Source organism: Streptomyces sp. NPDC004647, from assembly GCF_040609575.1.
GTDB lineage: Bacteria > Actinomycetota > Actinomycetes > Streptomycetales > Streptomycetaceae > Streptomyces.
On the sequence record NZ_JBEXKU010000170.1, the window covers coordinates 1 to 4378 of the forward strand.

Here is a 4378-nt window from a genome sequence, read left to right on the forward strand (position 1 = left end):
CCAGTCCGGTTCAACAACTCCGCATCCCCGCCCCACACCACCTCCCCCAGCCCCGACTCCAACTCCCCCAACACCGCATCAAACGCCTCCGCAAACACCGGAAACGCCTCGTACAACTCCCGGCCCATCCCCAAACGCTGCGCACCCTGCCCCGTAAACAGAAACGCGCTCAGCCCATCCGACACCGTGCCCCGCACGACTCCGGAAGCGGGACGGCCCTCCGCCAGCGCGGCCAATCCGCCACGGTAGCCAGCTGTGTCATCGCTGTCCTGGGTCAGGATCACGGCCCGGTGCTCGAGGCCCGCGCGGGTGGTGGCGAGGGAGTAGCCGACATCGAGCGCGCCGAGTTCGGGGTTCACGTCGAGATACGCGGCCAGGCGCTCCGCCTGCGCGGGCAGGGAGTCGGCGCTGCGAGCGGATACGGGCCACGGCTGTGGCGTACGCACCGGGCGAGGCGGCGAAGTGACGTCCGCCCCCTGGTCTGCCCCTTCCCGGGGCGCCTCCTCAATGATCATGTGGGCGTTGGTGCCGCTGACGCCGAAGGCGGAGACCGCGGCCCGGCGCGGCTGCTCATCCTCGGGCCATGCTCGAGCCTCCGCAAGCAGGCGGACGTTGCCCGCACTCCAGTCGACGTGGGTGGTGGGCCGGTCGACGTGGAGGGTCTGCGGCATGAGGCCGTGCCGGATCGCCTGGACCATCTTGATGATCCCGCCGACGCCTGCGGCGGCCTGCGCGTGGCCGATGTTGGACTTGAAGGAGCCGATCCAGAGCGGCTTGTCCTCCGGGCGGCCTTGCCCGTAAGTGGCGAGCAGCGCCTGCGCCTCGATGGGGTCGCCGAGCGTGGTGCCCGTGCCGTGGCCCTCGGCGAGGTCGACCTCGCCGCTGGTGAGCCGGGCGTTGGCGAGGGCCTGCCGGATGACGCGCTGCTGGGAGGGGCCGTTCGGTGCCGTCAGACCGTTGCTCGCGCCGTCCTGGTTGACCGCCGAGCCGCGGATGACCGCGAGTACGGGGTGGCCGTTGCGGCGGGCATCGGAGAGGCGTTCCAGTACCAGCAGGCCGGCGCCCTCGGACCAGGCAGTGCCGTCGGCGGCATCCGCGAACGCCTTGATGCGGCCGTCGCGGGCGAGGCCCCCCTGCTTGCTCATGCCCACGAACGGGCCGGGGGTGGACATCACCATGACTCCGCCGGCGAGCGCGAGCGTGCACTCGCCGTCGCGCAGGGCCTGGGCGGCCAGGTGAACGGCGACGAGGGAGGAGGAGCAGGCCGTGTCGACGGTGACCGCGGGCCCTTCCAGGCCGAGTGTGTAGGAGACGCGACCCGCGATGACGGCGGCGACCGCGGCAGTGCCCATGTACGCGGCGGACGCCTCGGGGGCGGCGTTCAGCAGGTCGCCGTAGTCCTGGAATCCGGACCCTGCGAAGACGCCGATCTGTTCGCCGCGCACCCGGTCCGGGGCGATGCCCGCCCGCTCCAGGGCCTCCCAGGAGAGTTCCAGCATGAGCCGCTGCTGCGGGTCCATGGCCTGCGCCTCGCGCGGCGAGATGTTGAAGAAGCCCGGGTCGAAGCCGGCGACGTCCCGGATGAAACCGCCCCGGTGGGTGAGGCTGCCCCCGGCATCCTGGCCGCCGGCGAGCCGGCCGAGGTCCCAGCCTCGGTCCGCGGGGAACTCCCCGATGGCGTCGCCGCCGTCGGCGACGAGCCGCCACAGGTCGTCGGGTGTCTCGATGTCACCGGGGTAACGGCAGCTCATGGACACGATCGCGATCGGGTCCTGCTCCCTGGCCTCGAAGTCCTGGAGCCGCCGGCGTGTCTGGGCCAGGTCGGCGGTGACCCGCTTGAGGTACTCGAGGAGCTTCTGGTCGTCAGCCATTCCCAGCCTCACAACATCCTTTGCTCTGCAGCCCGGAGCACTGCGGCTCCGGGCTCTGCGCGCTCTACAGCTCTGCGGAGAGTTCTTGGGCCCGAGCGGATCAGCTCAGGCCGAGTTCCCGGTCGATGAAGTCGAAGACGTCGTCGGCGGTGGTTGCACCGGCGAGCCCGTCGGGGACGGCCGGGGCGTCGCGTTGCGGCTCCCCCGCCGCCTCGCCGGCCCGGGTGAGGAGGGTCCGTAGCCGGTCGATGAGCCGGCCGCGTCGGATCTCGTCGGGCGGCAGGGCGATGACGGTCGCTTCGATGCGGTCGAGTTCGGCGAGTACGGACAGCCCGTCCGCCGGACCGTCCTGGCTCAGCTCCGAGCGCAGGAAGTCGGCCAGCGCCGACGGGGACGCGTGGTCGAAGACCATCGTGGACGGCAGTTTGCGGCCGACCACCGTGGTCAGCCGGCTGGTGAGGTCGACGGCGGCGACCGAGTCGAAGCCGAGGTCCTCGAAGGGCCGCCGGGGGTCCAGCTGTTCGGCACTGTCGTAGCCGAGCAGCTCGGCGACCTGCGTACGGACCAGGTCGAGCAGGAGTCGGGCCTGCTGGGGCGCGGGCAGCGCCGCCAGCTCTGCGGTGAACGCCGCTCCCCCGTCGCCGCCCGCTGGGGCGCCCGTACCGGCGCCGGGGTCGAGGACCGCCCTGGCCTCGGGCAGTTCGTGCAGCAGCGGGCAGGCGCGGGCGAGACCGTATGTGGGAGCGAACCGCGACCAGTCGATGTCGGCGATCACCAGATGGCTCTCGTCGTGGTCGAGCGCCTGGCCCATCGCTTCCAGGCACAGCCCGGGCTCCATGGGCGGCGCGCCGATGCGGCGCAGCGCCGCGCCCAGTTCGGCGTCCACCATGCCGCCGTCCCAGGAGCCCCACGCGATGGAGAGGGCTGTACGGCCGAGCGCGCGGCGGCGTTGGGCGAGTGCGTCGAGGTAGGCGTTGGCACCGCCGTATCCAGCCTGGCCGGCGCTGCCCCACACGGCGGCCCCGGACGAGAACAGGATGAACGCGTCGAGCGGCTGGTCGTCGAGGAGTTCGTCCAGGTTGCGGGCGCCCGCAACCTTGGCGCGCCCCGCCTCCGCGAACTCCTCCAGCGTCAGTTCGGTGAGCGGTGAGATGCGCTGCATCACGCCCGCGGCATGCACCACCGCGGTCAGTGGGTGCTCGTCGGGGACCGCGGCCAGCACCGTGCGCAGCGCCTCGCGGTCGGCGACGTCGCAGGCCTCGACCGTGACGTGGGTACCACGCGCGGTCAGTTCGCGCTCCAGTTCGGCGACGCCTTCGGCGTCCCGGCCGCGGCGGCTGGTGAGAAGGAGGTGCTCGGCGCCGCGGTCGGCGACCATTCGCGCCACATGGGCGCCGAGGCCGCCGGTACCGCCGGTGACGAGTACGGTGCCCCGGGCCCGCCAGTGGCGCGGCGCCTTGCGCCCGCACAGCGCGGCATGCGTCATACGCAGCGTGTGCCGGCCGTCGTCCCGGATGGCGATCCTGTCGTGGCCCTCGGTCGACGACGCGGGCGGCACCGGCGCGGACAGGACCGCACACACCTGGTCCAGCGCGTGCGTGTCGACGGTCCCCGGCAGGTCGAGCAGTCCGCCCCAGGTGTCCGGGTGGTCCAGCGCGAGCCCCGCACCCATGCCCCAGAGAGCGGCCTGCGGTGGGCTGTCGACCTCCTCGGACTCCGTGACGGCGACAGCCCCGGCGGTCACGCACCACAGGCGCGCCGCGACCTGCGCGTCGGCCAGCCCCTGCACCAGGGTGACGGTGTCGGCGACGCCCTGTGTGAGGTGAGGGTGCCGGGGGTGCGGTCGGTCGTCGAGCGCGAGCAGCGAGAGGACCCCGGTGAGCTGTTCGTGGGCAGCGAGCTCGCTGAGCGAGCGCGTGAGCCCCGCGCGGTCGGCACCAGTCGCCTCCAGCGGGACGACACGGTCGGCGCGGAGGGTGAGCCCGTCGACGAGGGCAGCGGCGCGCTTCTCGTCGCGGTATCCGGCGGGTAGGGCAACGACCCAGGTGCCGGGCAGGCACGGCTCCGCCGACTGCTCCCCAAGTCGGTCTCCCGGTCCGCCTTGAGGTGCGGCGTCCGCGACGGGCCTCCAGGTGAGCCGGTAACGGTGGCTGTCGAGCCGTGCCTCGATCTCGGTCTGCGTGCCGGCGTGCGGCGTCGCCGAGGGCCTGCTGTCGCCCGAGGCCTGGTCGAACCAGTACCAACGGCGCTGGAAGGCATACGTGGGCAGATCCACGCGCCGGGCGCCGCGCCTTGCGTAGTACGCCTGCCAGTCCACCCTCGCGCCGCGTACGTGGATCGCCCCGAGTGCCATCGCGAGTGCGCCGTCCTCACCTTGGCCGCGGCGCAGCAGCGGTACGAAGGAGGCGTCGCTGTCGTCGGTCAGGCAGGACGGTCCCGTGGCCGACAGGGCGGCAGCGGGGCCGACCTCGACGAACGTCGTCACCCCGTTCTCCTCCAGGGCGCGC

The 4378-nt window shown here is 72.8% G+C and carries 2 protein-coding genes; both read right to left on the reverse strand.

The window, feature by feature from the left end; translation table 11 throughout:
- A partial coding sequence (locus ABZW18_RS34225) for a type I polyketide synthase (RefSeq protein WP_356195286.1) occupies window positions 1-1871 on the reverse strand: 1871 nt, incomplete at its 3' end.
- A gap of 100 nt (window positions 1872-1971) precedes the next feature.
- Window positions 1972-4378, reverse strand: a 2407-nt coding sequence (locus ABZW18_RS34230) for a type I polyketide synthase (protein WP_356195289.1), incomplete at its 5' end; no start/stop codon positions are given.